At 65.3% G+C, this 18,655-nt stretch carries 19 protein-coding genes; 11 read left to right on the top strand and 8 right to left on the bottom strand.

Translation table 11 applies throughout. The features are described 5' to 3' along the window. Position 1: 1 nt before the first annotated feature. The 3 genes from AC5YGJ_RS09065 to AC5YGJ_RS09055 all read left to right on the top strand — a co-directional run bounded on the left by AC5YGJ_RS09065 (position 2) and on the right by AC5YGJ_RS09055 (position 3,871). Positions 2–1,360, top strand: coding sequence for an MFS transporter (locus AC5YGJ_RS09065; RefSeq protein ID WP_496186323.1), 1,359 nt, complete (start codon positions 2–4; stop codon positions 1,358–1,360). Continuing rightward, on the top strand, positions 1,360–1,746 hold the full coding sequence (locus tag AC5YGJ_RS09060; protein ID WP_309339784.1) for a DUF4440 domain-containing protein: 387 nt from the start codon (positions 1,360–1,362) through the stop codon (positions 1,744–1,746). Before AC5YGJ_RS09065 ends, AC5YGJ_RS09060 begins: the two co-directional genes overlap by 1 nt. A 214-nt stretch (positions 1,747–1,960) precedes the next feature. Continuing rightward, positions 1,961–3,871 (top strand): CocE/NonD family hydrolase, encoded by a 1,911-nt coding sequence (locus tag AC5YGJ_RS09055; protein WP_309339785.1) that lies wholly within the window; start codon positions 1,961–1,963, stop codon positions 3,869–3,871. 148 nt (positions 3,872–4,019) lie between these two features. Here AC5YGJ_RS09055 and AC5YGJ_RS09050 read toward each other — a convergent pair whose 3' ends face one another. After that, positions 4,020–4,973, bottom strand: a complete 954-nt coding sequence (locus tag AC5YGJ_RS09050; protein WP_496186322.1) for a helix-turn-helix transcriptional regulator — start codon at positions 4,971–4,973, stop codon at positions 4,020–4,022. Between the two features lie 83 nt (positions 4,974–5,056). Between AC5YGJ_RS09050 and AC5YGJ_RS09045 the strand changes: the two genes are divergently transcribed. The 8 genes from AC5YGJ_RS09045 to AC5YGJ_RS09010 all read left to right on the top strand — a co-directional run bounded on the left by AC5YGJ_RS09045 (position 5,057) and on the right by AC5YGJ_RS09010 (position 13,278). Continuing rightward, positions 5,057–5,353, top strand: coding sequence for a hypothetical protein (locus AC5YGJ_RS09045; protein WP_496186321.1), 297 nt, complete (start codon positions 5,057–5,059; stop codon positions 5,351–5,353). A 57-nt stretch (positions 5,354–5,410) separates the two neighbouring features. Beyond that, positions 5,411–6,169 carry an SDR family NAD(P)-dependent oxidoreductase gene (locus AC5YGJ_RS09040; protein WP_309339787.1) on the top strand — a complete coding sequence of 253 codons (759 nt, stop codon included), beginning with the start codon at positions 5,411–5,413 and terminating at the stop codon, positions 6,167–6,169. A 121-nt stretch (positions 6,170–6,290) separates the two neighbouring features. After that, positions 6,291–6,743, top strand: coding sequence for an MgtC/SapB family protein (locus tag AC5YGJ_RS09035; protein ID WP_249843702.1), 453 nt, complete (start codon positions 6,291–6,293; stop codon positions 6,741–6,743). A gap of 224 nt (positions 6,744–6,967) precedes the next feature. Then, the gene (gene lldP, locus AC5YGJ_RS09030; RefSeq protein WP_249843703.1) at positions 6,968–8,626 is read left to right on the top strand and encodes an L-lactate permease; all 1,659 of its coding nucleotides are present in this window, start codon (positions 6,968–6,970) and stop codon (positions 8,624–8,626) included. Positions 8,627–8,679: 53 nt separating this feature from the next. Then, complete coding sequence (gene lldR, locus AC5YGJ_RS09025) at positions 8,680–9,444, top strand: transcriptional regulator LldR (protein WP_496186320.1); 765 nt, start codon at positions 8,680–8,682, stop codon at positions 9,442–9,444. A gap of 4 nt (positions 9,445–9,448) precedes the next feature. Then, positions 9,449–10,588 carry an FMN-dependent L-lactate dehydrogenase LldD gene (lldD, locus tag AC5YGJ_RS09020; protein WP_496186319.1) on the top strand — a complete coding sequence of 380 codons (1,140 nt, stop codon included), beginning with the start codon at positions 9,449–9,451 and terminating at the stop codon, positions 10,586–10,588. Further along, positions 10,585–12,285, top strand: coding sequence for a D-lactate dehydrogenase (gene dld / locus AC5YGJ_RS09015; RefSeq protein ID WP_496186318.1), 1,701 nt, complete (start codon positions 10,585–10,587; stop codon positions 12,283–12,285). The genes lldD and dld overlap by 4 nt, the downstream gene beginning before the upstream one ends. A gap of 123 nt (positions 12,286–12,408) precedes the next feature. Further along, on the top strand, positions 12,409–13,278 hold the full coding sequence (locus AC5YGJ_RS09010) for a hypothetical protein (protein WP_496186317.1): 870 nt from the start codon (positions 12,409–12,411) through the stop codon (positions 13,276–13,278). Positions 13,279–13,372: 94 nt separating this feature from the next. Here AC5YGJ_RS09010 and AC5YGJ_RS09005 read toward each other — a convergent pair whose 3' ends face one another. The 7 genes from AC5YGJ_RS09005 to AC5YGJ_RS08975 all read right to left on the bottom strand — a co-directional run. Continuing rightward, on the bottom strand, positions 13,373–13,678 hold the full coding sequence (locus AC5YGJ_RS09005; protein WP_496186316.1) for a hypothetical protein: 306 nt from the start codon (positions 13,676–13,678) through the stop codon (positions 13,373–13,375). Positions 13,679–13,850: 172 nt separating this feature from the next. Beyond that, positions 13,851–14,432 (bottom strand): hypothetical protein, encoded by a 582-nt coding sequence (locus tag AC5YGJ_RS09000; protein WP_496186315.1) that lies wholly within the window; start codon positions 14,430–14,432, stop codon positions 13,851–13,853. A gap of 90 nt (positions 14,433–14,522) precedes the next feature. Continuing rightward, positions 14,523–15,092, bottom strand: coding sequence for a hypothetical protein (locus AC5YGJ_RS08995; protein ID WP_496186314.1), 570 nt, complete (start codon positions 15,090–15,092; stop codon positions 14,523–14,525). Beyond that, complete coding sequence (locus AC5YGJ_RS08990) at positions 15,089–15,790, bottom strand: M949_RS01915 family surface polysaccharide biosynthesis protein (protein ID WP_496186313.1); 702 nt, start codon at positions 15,788–15,790, stop codon at positions 15,089–15,091. The genes AC5YGJ_RS08995 and AC5YGJ_RS08990 overlap by 4 nt, the downstream gene beginning before the upstream one ends. 16 nt (positions 15,791–15,806) lie before the next feature. Then, positions 15,807–17,690, bottom strand: a complete 1,884-nt coding sequence (locus AC5YGJ_RS08985) for a TIGR02594 family protein (protein WP_496186312.1) — start codon at positions 17,688–17,690, stop codon at positions 15,807–15,809. Between the two features lie 11 nt (positions 17,691–17,701). After that, entirely contained in the window at positions 17,702–18,214 is a 513-nt protein-coding gene (locus tag AC5YGJ_RS08980) for a hypothetical protein (protein ID WP_496186311.1), read from the bottom strand. Next, positions 18,211–18,655, bottom strand: a 445-nt coding sequence (locus AC5YGJ_RS08975) for a hypothetical protein (RefSeq protein WP_496186310.1), incomplete at its 5' end; no start/stop codon positions are given. The genes AC5YGJ_RS08980 and AC5YGJ_RS08975, both read right to left, overlap by 4 nt.

Genomic DNA, 18,655 nt, shown 5'->3' with positions numbered 1-18,655 from the left:
GATGCCGTCCCCCCGCCTGCGCCATGAGGCGATCTTCCTGCTGGTGTTTGCCCTGGATCTGGTCAACATGTTCATCGCCACGGTGGCCTATCCGGCGCTGGCCGCTGAACTGCACGCCGACATCGGCTGCCTGGCGTGGGTCGGCACCGCCTACATGCTCGGCCTGAGCGTGGTGATTCCACTGGCGCCCTGGCTGGCCGCACGCTGCGGCGAGCGGCGCCTGCTGCTGGTGGCGCTGCTGGTGTTCGCCGTCGCCGCCATGCTGGCCGGCGCTGCGCCGGGCATTGGCTGGCTGCTGGGTTGGCGCTTGCTGCAGGGGCTGGCCGGTGGCCTGCTGATTCCGGTTGCACAGGCCACCGCCTATCGACACTGCACGCCCGAGCAACGTGGCGCGCTGACCCGACGCATCCTGCTGGTGGCACTGCTGGTGCCAGCCCTGGCGCCGGCACTGGGTGGCCTGCTGGTGCAGTGGCTGTCCTGGCGCGGCGTACTTTGGGCCAGCCTGCCGTTGGCGGTGATGGCCATGGGTCTGGTGCTGGCCTGGATGCCGGCCGATGGTGAGCGCAGTGCTCCGCGCCTGCAGGCCTATGCGCTGTCCACCGCAATGCTGGCGCTGGGCGCGCTGCTGCTGGCACTCACCTGGTTGGGCGAGCGCGACCATCGGGGCGCCGGTGCCGTGCTGCTGCTGATCGCACTGCTGCTGGCGGCGGTTCACCTGCGGCATGCCCGGCGGCAGGCGCATCCGTTGCTGCGCTGGTCGCTGCTGTCCCATCACGAGCTGCGACTGGCGATGCTGGTGTATCTGGCGGTGCCCGGCGTGTTCATCGGCAGCCAGCTGGCCAGCACCCTGCAGTTGCACCAGGCCGGATACAGTGCCGCACGCATCGGCGCGCTGATGCTGCCGTGGGCGATGGCCTCGGCCATCGCGATCACGGCCAGCAAGCACCTGTTGTCCCGCTTCGGCCCGGCCACGGTACTGCGCGCCGGCATGCTGCTTCAGGCCAGCGGCCTGCTGTTGATGGCGCTGCTGCCACAGCCGGCCTTCGCCTTGGCTGCACTGTTGTTCGCATTGATGGGCGCCGGCGGCAGCTTGTGCAGCAGCACCGCACAGACACTGGCGTTCCAGGGTGTCGAGGGTGAGGCACTGGGCGACGCCAGTGCGTTGTGGAACCTCAACCGCCAGCTCAGCTTCTGCCTTGGCACTGCGGCCATCGCGCTGCTGCTGGCGCTGGCCATGCAGTGGTTGCCGGCACGCGCCACCCGCGTGGCGCTGGGTCTGGCCGCCGCATTGACGCTGCTGCCGATGGCGCTGCTGCGCCGCCCGCATTCTGTCCCCTTTTCGCAACCCGAGAACACCTGATGGATACCACTGCAGAACATGAAATCCACCACCTGCACGACAAACTGCAGGCCTGGTTCCGTGCCGACGTCGGCTCCGATGCGCTCGATGATCTGATGACGCACTTCTGTGCGGACTTCAGCATGGTCGGCATCGCCGGCCGTCGGCTGGACCGAGATGCGGTGCAGGCATTGTTCGCCGGTGCCCATGGCGCGCGACCGGGGTTGCAGATTGCCATCGAGGCCGTGCAGGCAGTGGAGGCGCCATCAACGTTGGCGGTGCTGCGCTATCGCGAAGGCCATTTGATCGATGGCGGCAACCGCACATGGCGGGAGTCGCTGGCGGTACTGCGTCAGGAACAGGGGCGCTGGTGCTGGCTGGCGCTGCATGAGGTTCAAACGGCCTGACGGATCCGCCGGAGGTGGCCCGGCGCTGCGCGGGGAGCACCGGTCGGTAGTGCCGTCCGCTGGCCGGCATTCGGTTACCGGTTTCCGCAGCGGCAGCGGGCAGCACATGTGCCATCAGTCCTGCCTGCATCCACCGCAGAATGCAAAGCCCGCACACACTTCACGGCCCAGTGCAGGAGTACGCTGGGGCCTTTCCTGCCGGAAGGGGTTGTCCATGCGTGTGCGTGCCGTTGCTCTAGCCATCGCCCTTTGCCTGTCCAGCACCGTGCTGGCCGCCGATACACCGCCGATGACCCCGGACGTCAGCGGCAAGCCCTTCGTCGCCCCCGATGTCGGCCGCGACTATGACAAGCGCGTGGTGATGGTGCCCATGCGTGATGGCACCAAGCTGTACACGGTGATCGTGGTGCCCAAGGGCGCCCGCAACGCTCCGATCCTGCTGACCCGTACGCCCTACGACGCTGCCGGCCGTGCCAACCGCAGCGACTCGCCGCGCATGCGCGACCTGCTGCCGCAGGGCGATGAAGTGTTCGTCGATGGCGGCTACATCCGCGTGTTCCAGGACATTCGTGGCAAGTACGGCTCCGAGGGCGATTACGTGATGACCCGGCCCCTGCGCGGGCCATTGAACAACACCCCGGTCGACCATTCCACCGACGCCTGGGACACCATCGACTGGCTGGTGAAGCACGTGCCGGAGAGCAACGGCAAGGTCGGCATGCTCGGTTCGTCGTATGAAGGCTTCACCGTGGTGATGGCGCTGACCGATCCGCATCCGGCGCTGAAGGTGGCCGCGCCGCAGAGCCCGATGGTCGACGGCTGGATGGGTGACGACTGGCTCAACTACGGTGCGTTCCGCCAGGTCAACTTCAATTACTTCGCGATGCAGACCGAGAAGCGCGGTAAGGGCACGCCGCTGCCCAGCCTCGGCTACGACGACTACAGCACCTTCCTGCGCATCGGGTCGGCCGGCGACTATGCGCGCTTTACCGGCGTGGACCAGCTGACCTGGTGGAAGAAGCTGGTCGAGCACCCTGCATACGACGCCTTCTGGCAGGGCCAGGCGCTGGATGCAGTGATGGCGAAGACGCCGCTGAAGGTGCCGACCCTGTGGCTGCAGGGCCTGTGGGACCAGGAGGACATGTGGGGTGCCAACCACGCCTACCAGGCGATGGAAGGGCGCGACAGTGGCAACAACCGCAATTACCTGGTGATGGGCCCGTGGCGGCACAGCCAGGTGAACTACAGTGCCAGTGAACTGGGCGCGCTCAAGTTCGATGGCGATACCGCGCTGCAGTTCCGTCGTGATGTGCTCAAGCCGTTCTTCGACCAGTACCTGGTGGACGGTGCGCCGAAGGCCGATACGCCGCCGGTGCTGATCTACAACACCGGCGAAAACCACTGGGACCGCTTGAAGGGTTGGCCGCGCAGCTGCGACAAGGGCTGTGCGGCCAGCAGCAAACCGCTGTACCTGCGTGCCGGCGGCAAGTTGGCGTTCCAGGCGCCGGCAGCGGGCGAGGACGACTTCGATGAATACGTGTCCGACCCGGCCAAGCCGGTGCCGTTCGTGCCGCGCCCGGTGCGTTTTGGCGACCGTGACATGTGGACGACCTGGCTGGTCAAGGATCAGCGCTTCGTCGATGGCCGACCTGACGTGCTGACCTTCATCACCGAACCGTTGACCGCGCCACTGCGCATCGGTGGCGCGCCGGTGGTGCACCTGCAGGCCTCGACCAGTGGCACCGACAGCGATTGGGTGGTGAAGCTGATCGACGTGTATCCGGACCAGGAAGCATCCACACCGGAGATGGGTGGCTATGAGCTGCCGGTGTCGCTGGCGATCTTCCGCGGCCGCTACCGCGAGAGCTTCAGTGATCCCAAGCCGCTGGCCGCCAACCAGGTGCTGCCGTACCGCTTCGACCTGCCCAACGCCAACCACACCTTCCAGAAGGGGCACCGGGTGATGGTGCAGGTGCAGTCCAGCCTGTTCCCGCTGTACGACCGCAACCCGCAGACCTATGTGCCGAACATCTACCTGGCCAAGCCGGGCGATTACCAGAAGGCCATGCAGCGGGTCTGGCACAGCGCGGCGCAGGCCAGTTACATCGATCTGCCGGTGTATTGAGGGGCCTACGGTGACGCCGGGCATGGCCCGGCGCTACCGGTGATATCGCGACGCCGGTAACGCCGGAGGGGGCGGTAGTGCCGGCCGCTGGCCGTCAGCGGCGAAAGCGTGTCCACCAAAGTCGACACCCACCCATAGGGATATCGCTTTACCCGACCTTCGAAGGACCAGTGCGCCAGCGGCTGGGCACCAGCCCGAAGCGCTTGCGGAAGGCGGCGGCGAAATTGCTGGGATGGCGGTAGCCACTGGCCGCGGCCGCCTGCTCGACGGTCCAGCCATCTTCGCGCAGGCCCTGCTCGGCATGGCGCATGCGCTGCTCGTGCAGGTAATCGAACACCGAGCTTCCATACTGCTGCGCGAAGTGGCGGCGCAGCGAACTCGGGCTCATGCACGCCAGCCGCGCCAGTTCGACCAGGCTGTGGGCATGGCTGGGGTCATCGTGCAGGTAGGCGCGTACGCGCTCCAGGCGCTCGCGCTGCCCGGCACGCAGCGTACGTACCTGCTCGGTCTGCAGATCCTCGGCCTGCAGCCCGACTGCAAGCAGCTGCAGCGCCACGCCTTCGCGCCACAGTGCGTCGATGCCGTCCTGCCACGGGCTGTCGAACAGCTGTCCCAGCACGGGTAGCAAGGTGTGCGGAATGGCCCAGTGGCGGCATTCCAGATGCGCGTTGAGCGCACTCTCCAGCTGCGGCAGCTGGAACAGGTCCGGATCGAGCTGGTTGGGCACCATCACGCTGACCCCGCGCATGCGCGTTTCACCCGGATGCGCACCGGTCATCTCGATCTGCTCGCGATGGTGTGCGGTCATCGCGGTGCCAGCGCGCAGGGTGAATCCTGCGCGTTGTGGGACACGCACGTCGACCTGGCCCTGCAGCATCACGCGGATCACCAGCCCCGGGCTCTGCTGCGCGGTAGCCACATACGGGAACCGGTTATGGACGTCCGACGCGATAAGGCTCATGCCACCGCGCAGGAACTGTTCGTTGACCTCGCCGCGACCGGCCCACTGGTCATCGCGCAGGTGTTCAGGGTCGGCGCGGTAGTCGAAGCCGTGGCGTTGGCCGAAACGGCGGTAATCGGCAAAGGTGAAGTATCGGGACATCGCTCGGCACGTGCTCTGGAGGTGGACACTGGCGGTGCCTTGCCCGGGGCGCTGCACTGCGGGTGCTGCGCCGGTGCTTGTGCGTGCAGCCGCGCGGCGGCGACGGCACTGTGGAGGGCTGGGAAAGCGCCAGAGGGGAAGTGTGTGTCGAAGAAACTGGAAACGTTTCCCATTGTCGCCGTGATTTGCGCGCTTTTGATTCCAATATGGTCAAACCGATTGATGATTACGGCCAAAGTGAATTCGCCGTTGAGCATACGCAGGCGTTTTGCCTGCATATCCGTACGTATATCCATACATCAACCCAGGTTGAGGTTGCACGGCTGGAACGATCGGATGCGGACACGATGTCAGCTGGCTCGTCACAGCGGCCGGCGTAGCGTGGTGGATTGGCGGCTGCGCGCCGCATCGCTATCCCCCAACGATGGAGAACGTAGATGATCGATTACCAGCTCGGTGGCAAGACCGCGATCGTGACCGGCGGTGTATCCGGTATCGGCCTGGCGGTGGCGCATACGCTGGCCGCGTCCGGCGCCCGCATTTCGGTCTGGGACCTGAAACAGGACGCAGTGGACGCCACCGTCGCGCAGCTGCAGGCGCGCGGCACACAGGCGATCGGTGTGGCGCTGGACGTCACCGATGATGCGGCGGTGGAGGCCGCCGTGCAGCGCACGGTGAAGGAACTCGGCGGTGTGCATATTGCGGTCAACAACGCCGGCATCAGTGGGCCGGCCGCCAGCAGCGGCGACTACCCGGTGGATGGCTGGCAGCGGGTGATCGATGTGAACCTGACCAGCGTGTTCCTGTGCCAGCGGGCGCAGATCCAGGCGATGCGCACGGCCGGCAGTGGCGGCAGCATCATCAACATGGCCTCGATCCTGGGCCAGGTCGGCTATGCCGGTTCCACCGCCTACGTGGCGGCCAAGCACGGGGTGGTCGGCCTGACCCAGACCGCGGCGTGGGAGCACGCGGCCGACGGTATCCGGGTCAACGCGGTCGGTCCGGGCTTCATCAGTACGCCGCTGTTGGAGAAGATGGACGCGAAGGTGCGCGCAACGCTGGAGGCGCGCCACGCGCTGAAGCGGCTGGGCACTGCCGAGGAGGTGGCGGCACTGGTGGCCTGGCTGGCCAGCGACGAGGCCTCCTTCGCGACCGGAACCTACTACGCCATCGATGGTGGCTACCTGGCGCAGTGATGCGTTGAGCTGCGGTGGCGTCGGCGATGACCCGGCGCTACCGGGTGAACGGACCGTGGTGCCATCTTCACCACCGTCCGACGCCGATCGCGCAAGTCTTCCGGAAACTTCCGGAGGTCGCATGGAACTGTCCCAGGACTTCTCGATCCTGCTGCGCGTGGCAACGGCGATGCTGTTCGGCGGCGTGCTCGGCATCGAACGCGAGATGGGCAAGCACGCTGCCGGCCTGCGCACGCACATGCTGATCGCCGGTGCCGCGGCGCTGATCGTCGGGCTGGGCGATTCGGTGGCCGAGCACTTCCAGCAGGAGCGCTACCGCGACCTGCTGCAGGTCGACCCGGTACGCCTGATCGAGGCGGTAGTGGCCTGTGTCGGCTTCGTTGCGGCCGGCACCATCCTGCGCGGCTCACGCGAAGACCAGGTCAGCGGGCTGACCACCGCCAGTTCGCTGATCATGGCCGCGGCCATCGGCATCGCCGTGGGCATCGGCAAGTACGTGATTGCGATTGGCGTCAGTGTGCTGTGCGTGCTGGTGCTGGCGGTGATGCGGCGGGTGGAGAAACGGATCTCGTAAGGAATCTCGAGTTGCCGGCCAGCGGCCGGCACTACCATGGCGGCCTTAATGGTCAGACCAATATGGCATCTAGCGCTATGGTCTAATAGGCGCTCCGTCAGAATGGCGGTTCAATTCGCTGCAAGCGGTCCGATCATCGTCATTAATGGTAATACCAATTATGACGGGCCGCGGCGATCCTCCCTTCGGGGTGGAACACATCCCGCCCCCAGTCGAGAGCCTTCATGCAGCCCTGGCAACACCTGTACGACCCCGCCGGCAACCTGTGGTTGTCGAGCCTGATCGCGCTGCTGCCGATCGCCTTCTTCTTTGTCGCCCTGGCCGTGCTGCGCATGAAGGGCTGGCTGGCCGGCACGATCACCGTGGCCATCGCCCTCGGCGTGGCGCTGCTGTTCTACCGCATGCCGCTGACCCAGGCGCTGGGCGCGGCCGGCTTCGGTTTCGTCTACGGGCTGTGGCCGATCGCCTGGATCATCATCGGCGCGGTGTTCCTGTACAAGGTCTCGGTCAAGACCGGGCAGTTCGACATCATCCGCGCCTCGATCCTGTCGGTCACCGAAGATCAGCGCCTGCAGATGCTGATGGTCGGCTTTGCCTTCGGTGCCTTCCTGGAAGGTGCGGCCGGTTTCGGCGCACCGGTGGCGATCACCGCGGCACTGCTGGTCGGGCTGGGCTTCAAGCCGCTGTATGCGGCCGGCCTGTGCCTGATCGTCAACACCGCGCCCGTGGCCTTTGGTGCGATGGGCATTCCGATCATCGTGGCCGGGCAGGTCACGGGCCTGGATGCGTTCGAGATCGGGCAGATGGCCGGCCGCCAGCTGCCGTTCCTTACGATCATCGTGCTGTTCTGGATCATGGCGATCATGGATGGCTGGCGCGGCATCAAGGAGACCTGGCCGGCGGTGCTGGTGGCCGGTGGCTCGTTCGCCATCGCCCAGTACCTGACCTCTAATTTCATCGGCCCGGAACTGCCGGATATCACCGCCTCGCTGGCGTCGCTGGTGTGCCTGACGCTGTTCCTGCGCCGCTGGAAGCCGGTGCGGATCTTCCGCTTCGACACCGGAACCAGTGCCGAAGCGGCCGCACAGGCATTGGAAGCGCCGCGCTACAGCGTCGGACAGATCGCCAAGGCGTGGTCGCCGTTCCTGATTCTCACCGCGATGGTCACCCTGTGGAGCATCAAGCCGTTCAAGACGCTGTTCGCGGCTGGCGGCCCGCTGGAAGGCTGGGTGCTGAAGATCCCTGTGCCCGGCCTGGACCAGATGGTGCAGAAGATGCCGCCGATCGTGCCGGCGCCGCTGAGCTATGAAGCCATCTACAAGTTCGACTGGTTCTCGGCCACCGGTACCTCGATCATCCTGGCTGCGGTGATCGCCATCATCGCCCTGCGCATGCCGGCCCGCTCGGCGCTGCAGACCTTCGGCGAGACCGTGCGCGAGCTGCGCATGCCGATCTATTCGATCGGCATGGTGCTGGCGTTCGCCTTCATCGCCAATTACTCGGGGCTGTCGGCCACACTGGCCCTGGCGCTGGCGCACACCGGCGATGCGTTCCCGTTCTTCTCGCCGTTCCTGGGCTGGCTGGGCGTGTTCCTGACCGGCTCGGACACCTCGTCCAATGCGCTGTTCTCGGCGCTGCAGGCCACCACCGCGCAGCAGATCGGCGTGTCCGATGTGCTGCTGGTGGCGGCCAATACCACCGGCGGGGTGACCGGCAAGATGATCTCGCCGCAGTCGATCGCCATCGCTTGCGCTGCGGTCGGCCTGGCCGGCAAGGAGTCGGACCTGTTCCGCTTCACGGTCAAGCACAGCCTGATTTTCACTACGATGGTCGGCCTGATCACCCTGGCCCAGGCCTACTGGCTGACCTGGATGATCCCCTGAGCCATGCCCGGCTGTCTGACCCCTCATCGCTCGCTTCAGGCCACAATGGCGCCATGAGCACGCAACGCATTTCGGACAAGGTGGCCGCGCAGCTGCGCGGCCTGGTGCAGGAACAACGGCTGCAGCCGGGCGACCGGTTGCCGGCCGAGCGCACCCTGGCGGTGAAGCTGGGGGTCTCGCGCACCGCGCTGCGCGAGGCCATCGCGCAGCTGGCCAGCCAGGGCCTGCTGAGCGCGCGCGTGGGCGGCGGCACCTATGTGGCCGAACCGGCGGCGCGGGCACGGCAGGCGCTGGACGAACCGCTGGCGCCGTACCTGCCGCTGTTCCAGGGTGATCCGGAATACCGCTTCGATGTGCTGGAGATCCGCCATGCGCTGGAAGGCGCCACCGCCTGGCACGCGGCGCTGCGTGCTACCGACGAGGATCGCACGCGCATCGCACAGGCCTTCCAGACCATGATGGATGCGCATGGCAAGGACGATCCCTCCGGCGAGGCCGAGGCTGACGCGGCCTTCCACCTGTCCATCGCCGAAGCCTCGCACAACCTGGTGCTGCTGCAGGTGATGCGTGGCCTGTTCGAGTTGCTGCAGACCAACATTTCGCAGAGCCGCGAGAAGCTCTATACCTCGGCCAGGACCTTCTCGCCGCTGTCCGACCAGCACCGCGAGATGATGGATGCGGTGCTGGCCGGCGACCCCGAACGCGCGCGCGCCGCCGCGCATGCCCACCTCGAGTTCGTGCACACCACGCTGCGCACCCTCGATGACAACGAAGCCCGGCGTGCGCGGGCCTCGCGTCTACCTTCCCCACACGGTTGACCCCATGATCATCTCCGCCTCCACCGATTACCGTGCTGCCGCGCAACGCCGGCTGCCGCCGTTCCTGTTCCACTACATCGATGGCGGCGCATATGCCGAGCACACGCTGAAGCGCAACGTTTCCGACCTGTCCGACATCGCGCTGCGCCAGCGCGTCCTGCGCAACATGTCCGACCTGAGCCTGGAAACCGAACTGTTCGGCGAAAAACTGGCGATGCCGGTGGCGTTGGCACCGGTCGGCCTGACCGGCATGTACGCCCGGCGCGGCGAGGTGCAGGCGGCGCGCGCGGCCGACAGCCGTGGCATTCCGTTCACCCTGTCCACCGTGTCGGTGTGCCCGATCGAGGAGGTGGCGCCGGCGATCCAGCGGCCGATGTGGTTCCAGCTGTACGTGCTGCGTGACCGCGGCTTCATGCGCAACGCGCTGGAGCGCGCGCAGGCCGCCGGCGTGACCACGCTGGTGTTCACCGTGGACATGCCGGTGCCGGGCGCGCGCTATCGTGACGCGCATTCCGGCATGAGTGGCCCGAACGCAGCGCTGCGCCGCATCGGCCAGGCCATCACCCATCCGTGCTGGGCCTGGGATGTCGGCCTGCTGGGTCGCCCGCACGACCTCGGCAACATCTCCACCTACCGTGGCAACCCGACCGGGCTGGCGGACTACATCGGCTGGCTGGGCAGCAACTTCGATCCGTCCATTTCGTGGAAGGACCTGGAGTGGATCCGCGAGTTCTGGAAGGGCCCGATGGTGATCAAGGGCATCCTCGACCCGGATGATGCACGTGATGCGGTCAAGTTCGGTGCCGATGGCATCGTGGTCTCCAACCATGGCGGTCGCCAGCTCGATGGCGTGCTGTCCACCGCGCGCGCACTTCCGGCGATCGCCGATGCGGTGCAGGGCGACCTGAAGATCCTGGCCGACTCCGGTATCCGCACCGGTCTGGACGTAGTGCGCATGCTGGCGTTGGGCGCCGACACCGTGCTGCTGGGCCGTGCCTTCGTCTACGCGCTCGCCGCACAGGGCGAGGCCGGCGTGGCCAATCTGCTGGACCTGATCGCCAAGGAAATGCGGGTGGCGATGACGCTGACCGGTGCCCGCCGCATCGCCGACATCGGCCGCGACTCGCTGGTCAACCTGCCGTGAGCGACCCGCAGACCGTGCTGGCGCGGTTGCGCGATGCTGTCGGCCGCCGCCATGTACTGACCGGTGACAAGGCCACCCGCCGTTTCCGCCGTGGCTACCGCTTCGGCGACGGTCCAGTACTGGCGGTGGTGCGGCCGGGAACGTTGCTGGAACTGTGGCACGTCCTGCAGGCCGCGGTGCAGGGTGGGGCGGCGATCATCCTGCAGGCGGCCAACACCGGACTGACCGGCGGCTCGACCCCGGATGGCAACGACTATGGCCGTCCGATCGTGCTGGTCAGCACGTTGCGCCTGACCGGCATCCAGCTGTTGAACGAAGGGCGCCAGGTGCTGTGCCTGCCCGGCGCGACGCTGGACCGGCTGGAGCAGACACTGGCACCGCTCGGCCGCGAGCCGCATTCGGTGATCGGTTCGTCGTGCATCGGTGCGTCGGTGCTGGGCGGTATCTGCAACAACTCCGGTGGCGCGCTGGTGCGCCGTGGTCCGGCGTACACCGAGCTGGCACTGTACGCGCAGGTCGATGCGCAGGGCACACTGCAGCTGGTGAACCACCTGGGCATCGCCCTGGGCGATACGCCCGAACAGATCCTGCAGCGGCTGCAGGCCGGCGACTACACGGCGATGGACGTGGGTGACGGCGACGGCCGGGCCGCCTCCGATCCGCGCTACGCCGAGGAAGTGCGTCGGGTCGATGCCGATACCCCGGCACGATTCAACGCCGACCCCAGCCGTCACTTCGAAGCCGCCGGTTCGGCCGGCAAACTGGCGGTGTTCGCGGTGCGCCTGGACACTTTCGAGAAGGAGGCCGCCGAAGTCTTCTACATTGGCAGCAACCGTACCGACAGCCTGACCGCGATCCGTCGCCAGCTGCTGACCGGCTTCGAGCGCCTGCCGATTGCCGGCGAATACATCCACCGCGATGCGTATGACATCGGCGAACGCTACGGCAAGGACAGCTTCCTGCTGATCAATCACCTCGGCACCGCGCGTGTGCCGGCCGCGTTCGCGCTGAAGAGCCGCGTCGATGGCTGGTTCGAACGGCTGGGCCAGCGTGGCGTGACCGACCGGGTGATGCAGGGGCTGACGGGCCTGCTGCCCTCGCACCTGCCCGTGCGCATGAGCGAGTTCCGTCAGCGCTATGAACATCACCTGCTGCTGAAGGTGTCCGCGCAGGACGCAGCGCAGACCGAGGCCTGGTTGCGCGAGTTCTTCGCAGGCCATGAAGGTGGCTATTTCCACTGCACGCCGGAGGAGGGCCGCAAGGCGTTCCTGCATCGCTTCGCCGTGGCCGGTGCCGCCGTGCGCTACCGCGAGGTGCACCGCGAGCAGGTGCAGGACATCGTGGCACTGGACATCGCGCTGCGCCGCGATGATGCCGACTGGTTCGAGCAGCTGCCGGACGACATCGACAACCGCCTGCTGCACAAGCTGTACTACGGCCATTTCCTGTGTCACGTGTTCCACCAGGACTACATCGCGCGCAAGGGTGAAGACCCGATGGCCATCGAGCACGCGATGTGGGCCTTGCTGGACCAGCGCGGCGCAGAGTATCCGGCCGAGCACAACGTCGGCCACCTGTATCCGGCCAAGCCGGCGCTGGCGGGGTTTTACAAGCAGCTGGACCCGAGCAATACCTTCAACCCTGGCATTGGCCAGACATCGAAGGAGAAGGGGTGGGGTGGCTGCGACTGCAGCTAGACAACCGATCCGGGTAGCGTCGAGCTTGCTCGACGGCCTCGTTTGCTGGATTGCATGCAGTCGAGCAAGCTCGACTCTACGGGGAGCGGTTACCATCGGGGTTCCACATGCAGGAGCCCTCTGATGCCCATCGCTGTCGCCCGCACGGCCTTGTGCGCGGTTCTGCTGGCTACTCCGCTGCTGGCGCTGGCCCAGGCTTCGATCCTGCCGCAGCAGCGCGATGCCGCCGGCAACGTGATGGAGCCACTGGGCCAGGTGCTCGATGCCACCGGCATGCGCAGCTGCACCAGCGACGGCGTATGGTGCGTGCGCGTGCAGCCGGTGGCCAACGATGGTGACCGGCCCACGACGCTTGAGGTGCAGGAGCGGGTGCCGGGCCAGCCGTCGCTGCCCGTCTACCACGTGAGCATCGAGGTGCCAGCGGAGAGCGAGCTGTCGCTGTGGCCCTGGATCGTGCGGCTGGCGCCTGGGGTGGGTGCCGATGCGCTCGTGCAGGATCCACAGCAGCGCGCACGGCAGAACGTGCTGGTCGGTGGCATCGTCAAATTCAGCACCATGTACTCCGGCGGTGGCGCCGATGCGTCCACCCTGCAGTTGGCACGGGTGCGCCACCTTCAGGACGGCATCCAAGTCGATGATGACGTGCTGACCGTACCGTGGCTGGGCAACGCGATGATCCGTGCCTGCTTCAGCGAGCAGGACATCAAGCAGCGCGCAGGGGCCTGCCACGATGAGTATGGCTTCTCGGCCAAGCTGGGGTTGGACGTGGCCGCAGAGGGCATGCCGGTGCTGCGCTATCAGACCGTCGCAACACGGTTTCCGGCTGGCGTCTCACGCTTCGAGGATTCGCTGGCGAAGGGCCCGCTGAAGAAAAAGGACCTGCGCACCGAGCAGGACCCGGCGTGCAGTTATACGCGTCTTTTCCGCTTCAGCGATGGGATGTTCCGCGCCGACCTGGCGCTGCCGGATTGCGCCGGATACACCGAACCCTGAGATGTAGAGTCGAGCTTGCTCGACTGGCATTCCGTGCGACTGACCGGAGAGCAGCCGAGCGTGTGCTCGGCTCTACAGAAGCCCACGGCGGTGATTACTCACAGCGGGTGGCGGTGATGATGTTGTCCTTGTCCACGTACACCCGCAGACGGTCCTGGCGGATGTCCTTGGTGGTGATGGTGCTGGGGCCGATCGGGTTGACCAGGCCGGCACCACTCTCACTGGAGAGACGGCGGATGTTGGGTTCGTTGGCCGGCTGGCCGATCGCCCAGCCCAGCTGGCTGGCGTCGCAGCGGCCGGTACCCTTCACTTCTGGGCCTGGCGTGCTGACGCAGGCCGCCAGCAGCAGGGGCGTGGCGAGGGCGCCAATGGCCAGACGGGCAGAGGAGAATCGGGTCATCGGAGCGGCTCCAGGGAACAGGATGGCGCCACCATAGCACCCTGCCTGTGGCGACGGCATGCGTTGGATCAAAGGAGGGGGGCTCGGGAGCACAGCCACTGACGAGGTTGGCGCGTCCTGGCCGTGACCCCTTTTCCGTGATGGCGTCCCCGTACCTGGCAGGCGGAGCAGTTCAGTCGCCAGCGGCTTTCAGTATATGTTTATCCGGGTATGGTGGCGCAGGAGGGGCCTGAGTAACCTGTGTGTAAAGACGCAGGACCGTCGCCGGATCAATGCCTGATGTGGAAGTGACCTCGTTCCTGAGGAGGGAGCTGCTGTAGTAGAAGTGCGCGTCGGCCAATGGCATGAACGCGATATGGCATGTGGACGTGGCACGGTACTGTGCTGCGTCTCCGTTGTCGCAATCCACTTCAGCAGTGAAGAGCGTGCGCCCGTTGATCGCGGTGGGCTTCATTTCATAGCTGGACATGCCTGTTGCAACCCGATACTTCTGCGGAGCGCCCGGCGTGGCAGGTATGGTCGATATTCCGAAATCGGCGACGAATTGCGGGCTGTAAGATGAACAGATAAACCCCAATCTTCTCCGCTGCTTCTGGAAATTCAAGCACCGGGTCCGCGAATAGCGGGCAGCAATCCCGCTATCGGCTGTGACCGTTATTCCATGAGGAGCATGAACAGCCAATCCGGTATGCGCGGTGACAGGAGAACTCACCATGGCGAGAAGAGAGAAAGGCAGATAGCGTGAGAGCATCATGGCGTATCCGCACAGGCATCGTCTGCACGTTGCGAGTCAAACCAGCATTGTCCTGGCATGCGGCCTATCGGATCCGCGTCGCATCTGTCGCTATTCACTGCAGGCCTGGATCAGGTCAATGCCAGCTGGACCGCGATAGCGCATCGTCGCCGGGTCGAACTGCAGCTGGATCCTCCTGGTACGGACAGTGCCATTCTGCCCAGTCGGGCAGTCCCGTGTCGCGTCCAGTGCTGGCCAGGCAGCATGCGGTGCGACAGGCGCCGTCAATGTCGTGAAGCTGCCTTCCAATAGGCGGATATAGGTTCCATCCGCACACTGGGCAAGGATCAGTTTATCGGTGACATCGATATCGCCATGGCTGCTTCCGAAGTAGGTGAGGATCGCGTCCTCGCGCCCGTCGTTGTTGAGATCAGGCGTGTCATCCAAGGAGGTCTTTCCCTCCTGGCCGCTGTATGGGCAGCCCTCGTCATTCCCCGGTGGACATGCGCTGACGCGCTTTCCCTCCACAGGCAACAGTTCGATTCTGTCGTCGATGGCGGTTGCGCATGCGCGTTGCAGTGGGCTGGGCAGCGGAGTCCGCGCGATGGCGGCGTCCGCTGCCGCCGAGAGCACCAGCAGCAGGAGAGCCTGATGCGGGCGCTGGCATCGTGACGACGTCACGGTGAACTTCCGCGCTTGATCGTCTCCCATACCTTGTCTACGTGTGCACGCAGCACTGGCGCAGCCGAAGCCAGCGCAGGATCGTCCTGCCGGTCGCCGCCGAAGGGTTCATCGCCTTCCACCTCTACCAGCGATTCACCACGTACTTCGTAATACTGCTCACCCTGGCGAAGCCCAATGCGCAGCTGCTGCGGATCGACGCCGCCGCCGCAGAAGCTGTGGCTGGCCAGCGTCAACTCGGCGCGGCCATTCTTGTCCAGGTCCGTTGCAGTCACTTGGTCCAGGAAGTAGCCGGCCTCGAGATCCAGACCTTCGCATTGAACCGGATCTTCCACGCTCCATCGCGAGGCCCAAGGGGCCGCTTGTCCGGCGCGCCGGAACAGCTCCGCACGCAACGTGATCTGATCCATCGCCTCTTCATCGCCCTGCGCCGGCACTGTCTGCTCGCTGCGCGAAAGAAGCAGCAGGCCCGGCCCGTCGATGTCATTGAACACCACTTGCTTCAGTAGCGTGCCCGAGTAGAGGTCTTTCAGTTCCGCATCTGCCAGGGCGGGCAACACCTTCAGTCGACCAGCGGGCTCGGCCTCAATCTGCCCGGGAAGTGCGTGTGCATTCGTTGCGGCATCGTCTGCTGCATCTGCAACGGGTGAGGACGGCGCACCGCAGCCGACTGCACCGAGTGCAAGCGCGGCCAGCACGGCAAATCGCAGCTGATCAGCGCGTATTGTCGCCAGCCTTTTTGGCCACGACAATGCCGAGTGCCGCGTTGAGGTCCGTGGCTGCCAGTTCATCGAGTTTGGTTTCCTTGAGTTCCTTCTGCGCGAATGGCAGATAGCTTTTCGGCACGTAGTAACGCAGCGTTGCAGGGTTGAAGCGGACAAAATTGATCTGGTCGCTCTGGTTGCCACCCAGCAGCACAGGCCGACCGCGATCCATGGCATAGACGAACCCTACGTGCGACGTACCGACCAGGGCTACCGCGCCGAACACCGGTTCGTCGATCTGGCTGAAGCGCGTGGTGTCGGCGGCGAACGAACGCGCGCGGTACGGGTGTGGAGATGATATAGCGTATCCTGCTGCGCGAAGGCACCAGTTCACGAACGATGCGCACCAAGCGTTGGAGCTTCCGGCCAGCGTAGTGAACTGCTTCCCGTAGCCGAGTTCGGAATGGAAGTTGATGGTGCGGCTGATCTCAGCCTCTTTCTTGCCTGCCCATTTGCGCGCCTGTGCATAGGCGTGCTCCACCCAAGGTGCGCGCTTCTGCGAAAAGGGAATGATTGCGATTGGGTGGCCTTCGCCCTCGCGACTTCGGGTATCCCGTGCCTGTACTGACGCCGGCGGCCGCACGGCAGCAGCAGGTGTTTCCGGCGAAGGCTTCACCAGCGAGGGCCGACCAGACGTATGCGGGTTTCCGCTGTTGCCCGCTGGCCCGGAAGACCCGGCCGCCGACGGACGCACGGCTTCGACCCCAACGGGCAGCGTGATTCTCTGGCCAGGGCTGATTCGATTGGCATTGCTGATCGACGGATTGGCGGCCATCAGCGCATCGACGCTGGTGTGATGGCGGTCTGCAATTCGGCTCAGTGTGTCGCCGGAGCGAACGCTGTAGCTGGCTTGACGTGACCTTGTCGGAGTCGCCGGGGCGCCGTCGTTGGCTGAGTCAGCCGGCGCCTTTCCGTAGATCCAAACCACATGACCGGGATAGATGCGGTTGCGGTTGCGGATATGGTTGTTGCTCACCAGATCGTCAACCGAGGTCTTGAACCTGCTGGCGATCGAGGCGAGAGTGTCGCCCGGCTGCACCACGTAGCGCAGCGGTGTGCGTTTCTCCTTGCTGGGTTGCGTTGGAGTGTGTGGTTGCGAATTCCCACCGACCGTCATCATGTTGCGCGCAAATACCAGGGACGCTGAGGCCTGCTGAAGCGCAAACTGGCCGATTCGGCTTCCAATCTTGCCTGATTCCTCAAGGAAGAGCTCTATCACTTCTCCTGGCTGGCGCGTGATGAATGTCGGCAGCGCGCCGTGCTCATTGGTGGTGACCTTCTTCTCGCCCGTGTTGCTGCTACGCACGATCACGGGCGTTGCCGGCATCGGTCGGGCGCCGTCAGACAAGGTAACCTGCGTGGCGTGCACGATCCGTTCCCTGCGTGTCTCAGGCTTTGCATTGAAGCCCTCATATTGCTCCATCGCAGCGATCATGCCGTTGAACTGCTCATCGGTCATGTCCTTGATGACCGTCTGGTCGCTGGCACCAGATCGCTTGCGCACGTATGCCAGATAGGCCGCTGTGTCGTTTTCCGATTCCGGCGCATAGGTATGCATGGCGTTGTACAACGTCATGTCGTTGTACTTGCGGCGCAGCAGTGCGCGCTTCTCGGCGCGGCCATCCTCAGCCGTAGGAAAAATGGCGAACTTGCCGCTCTTCGTATCGGCCTGGCCGATCATCTTGGCGTACTTTCCGCCTGGACGCAGGTTGCCGGGGTTGTTGAGCAGCCAAGCCAGCGAGCCGCCACTGCGGATGAGCTTGTCACCGTTGTCGGCGGTGAACTCCGCAGTACGCGTATCCTTGTTGAAAACCGCGCTGATGTAGGTAGGCATTCCGTGTCGTCCTATCGGGGCGTCAGAGTGCTCAGGGCCTGTGCGACATCAACTCCCTGGGGCAGACGGCGGGTGGAATCGAGCACCAGTACCCAGCGCTCCTCGTCGGGCTGCTGCTTGAGCAGGTAGCGTTTCATCTCGACGGCGGCGTCGTCGTCGTATGGTGTGTCCTTGAAGGACAACTCAGCGATGTAGAGGACTACCTTGCCCGCTTCGAGCCGCACACGCGCGTCGCGGAGCGGGAAGTCAGCCGTAGCTGTCGCCCTCACCAAGAAATCCACCGGCGGCGCATCGTTGCGTGGAAGCAGCGGAAGCTGGTTCCACACGGCTCCGTTGGCATTCGGGCGGTACTGGAAGGTGTAAACATGGAAGCTGTGGGCATTGAAATGACTGACATACCCAGAATTCACGCGCAACGTACCTTGCGCGGTGTTGATGTCAGTGCTGCCGGTCGAATACTGCTGCGCATTGGCGAAGGAGGCTATGCACAATGCGAGCAGCAGCAGGAAGTATCGGATGATCATGTTGATGACGGGGGTTCGTTGAGCAGTTCCAGGATCTGTTCGGACGTCAGGGCGCCGGTCGCATCGGCCGCGTCCAGGCTCCCGAGGAAGGGGTCGTTGCCGTCGCTGTCGGGCGTGTCGCCGTCATTCTCGGGTGGGTTGCCCGGCGCCGATACCAGCATTTCCCAGGTGTCGTCGCCCACCTCCAAGGTCAGCGGCCGGCCCAGGCCATCGGCCATGACGCGCGGCAAGCGACCGTCCTCACCGATGGTTCCGCTGGCGACCTGTGCACCTTCGTTGTTGAAAATGCGGTAGGCCTTGTCCTTCCATCCCATTTCGGTGGTCAGCACATCGGCGCCTTCCAGTGCGAAGCGAAGGCTTTCCTTGAACGAGAACAGCCCACTGGGAAGTACTGGCATGGCCGGTGCATCACTGCCGCCCCCCATGAACGGATGCTCACCC

The sequence above is a fragment of the Stenotrophomonas sp. CS3K5 genome (assembly GCF_059515225.1).
This window is presented reverse-complemented; position numbering and strand designations above follow the sequence as displayed.

What these genes read in the sequence shown, in the direction of transcription:
- AC5YGJ_RS09035 (WP_249843702.1), top strand. Translation starts at nt 6,291, where the DNA reads ATGGAACTGTCCCAGGACTTCTCGATCCTGCTGCGCGTGGCAACGGCG.
- AC5YGJ_RS09040 (WP_309339787.1), top strand. Translation starts at nt 5,411, where the DNA reads ATGATCGATTACCAGCTCGGTGGCAAGACCGCGATCGTGACCGGCGGT.
- AC5YGJ_RS09060 (WP_309339784.1), top strand. Translation starts at nt 1,360, where the DNA reads ATGGATACCACTGCAGAACATGAAATCCACCACCTGCACGACAAACTG.
- AC5YGJ_RS08985 (WP_496186312.1), bottom strand. Translation starts at nt 17,690, where the DNA reads ATGCCTACCTACATCAGCGCGGTTTTCAACAAGGATACGCGTACTGCG.
- AC5YGJ_RS09050 (WP_496186322.1), bottom strand. Translation starts at nt 4,973, where the DNA reads ATGTCCCGATACTTCACCTTTGCCGATTACCGCCGTTTCGGCCAACGC.
- AC5YGJ_RS09065 (WP_496186323.1), top strand. Translation starts at nt 2, where the DNA reads ATGCCGTCCCCCCGCCTGCGCCATGAGGCGATCTTCCTGCTGGTGTTT.
- AC5YGJ_RS08980 (WP_496186311.1), bottom strand. Translation starts at nt 18,214, where the DNA reads ATGATCATCCGATACTTCCTGCTGCTGCTCGCATTGTGCATAGCCTCC.
- AC5YGJ_RS09010 (WP_496186317.1), top strand. Translation starts at nt 12,409, where the DNA reads ATGCCCATCGCTGTCGCCCGCACGGCCTTGTGCGCGGTTCTGCTGGCT.
- lldR (WP_496186320.1), top strand. Translation starts at nt 8,680, where the DNA reads ATGAGCACGCAACGCATTTCGGACAAGGTGGCCGCGCAGCTGCGCGGC.
- AC5YGJ_RS09055 (WP_309339785.1), top strand. Translation starts at nt 1,961, where the DNA reads ATGCGTGTGCGTGCCGTTGCTCTAGCCATCGCCCTTTGCCTGTCCAGC.
- AC5YGJ_RS09005 (WP_496186316.1), bottom strand. Translation starts at nt 13,678, where the DNA reads ATGACCCGATTCTCCTCTGCCCGTCTGGCCATTGGCGCCCTCGCCACG.
- lldD (WP_496186319.1), top strand. Translation starts at nt 9,449, where the DNA reads ATGATCATCTCCGCCTCCACCGATTACCGTGCTGCCGCGCAACGCCGG.
- AC5YGJ_RS09000 (WP_496186315.1), bottom strand. Translation starts at nt 14,432, where the DNA reads ATGATGCTCTCACGCTATCTGCCTTTCTCTCTTCTCGCCATGGTGAGT.
- lldP (WP_249843703.1), top strand. Translation starts at nt 6,968, where the DNA reads ATGCAGCCCTGGCAACACCTGTACGACCCCGCCGGCAACCTGTGGTTG.